At 42.9% G+C, this 1,028-nt stretch carries 1 protein-coding gene; it reads left to right on the top strand.

Annotated features, from left to right (window positions below; all coding sequences use genetic code 11):
* Positions 1-964, top strand: a 964-nt coding sequence (locus tag IQ242_RS25595) for a BRCT domain-containing protein (RefSeq protein ID WP_305070298.1), incomplete at its 5' end; no start/stop codon positions are given.
* Positions 965-1,028: the final 64 nt, after the last annotated feature.

Raw genomic sequence — 1,028 nt, 5'->3', positions numbered from 1 at the left:
ATTATCGGCAGAATTAACCACTGCTGCCGAAAAAATTGCTAATTTAGAAGGGCAATTACAGGAATTAAACCAGTTACCCCAACAATTAGCCGATTCTCAGGCAAAAATTGCTGATTTAGAAGGGCAATTACAGGAATTAACCCAGTTACCGCCACAATTGGCCGATTCTCAGGCAAAAATTGCTGATTTAGAAGGGCAATTACAGGAATTAACCCAGTTACCCCAACAGTTAGAAACCTATCGGGAAAATATTGCCAATTTAGAGATTCAACTACACCAATTAAGTGCCGAAAAAGACCAATTAGAAGCCACAACTTCCCGTCATATCGAGGAATTAAGCCAACAAAATCGCCAACTAACTCAAGATTTAGAAGTCCAAAAAACGGCAGCTAAAGCTTTAGAAAAGGAAAAAATTAAGCTTGAGAGTGAGTTAACAACTAAGCAAGCAGAAATCAGCGCTTTAGAGGTTCAAATTCAAAACCTACAGCAAGAAAGAGACGATTTCTCTCGACAAACTGCCCCTATTACTACTAATGAACCAGAAGCAATTATTAGTGAGACTCCAGTAGTAGAAGAACCGGAAACCCCCCCGGTGATTGCCGAGGAAACTCCCCCGGTGATTGCCGAGGAAACTCCGGTAGTAGCAGCAGAAAAAATCCCGGTTGCCGATACAAGTTTAGAAGTGCAACCCGCAGCGGAGATAGTCCAAACGAGTCAAGAATCCGCCGAAAATACCCTAAGGGGAAAAAGCGTAGTTATACTAGGAACCTTCAGCAAAATCAGTCGCGAGAAAGCGAAATCATTGATTATTAATGTCGGTGGTACTGTTACCAGTTCCCCCAGTGCGAACACTGATTATATTCTCCTCGGTAAAGCTCCCGGTGAGAAACTCAAAAAGGCTCAAAAATTAGGCATTAAAACCCTTTCAGAAGCCCAATTTATGCAAATGGTAGAATTAGTTTAGCCGTCGGTTGTCAGGAGATAGGGTGGTCACTGCGTGCGCGTTGCGGAGGGTTTTGGGGTGATAG

Source organism: Microcystis sp. LEGE 08355, from assembly GCF_015207185.1.
GTDB lineage: Bacteria > Cyanobacteriota > Cyanobacteriia > Cyanobacteriales > Microcystaceae > Microcystis > Microcystis panniformis.
The sequence above is the reverse complement of the archived record's forward strand: the minus strand, read 5'-3'. Positions and strand labels throughout refer to the sequence as shown.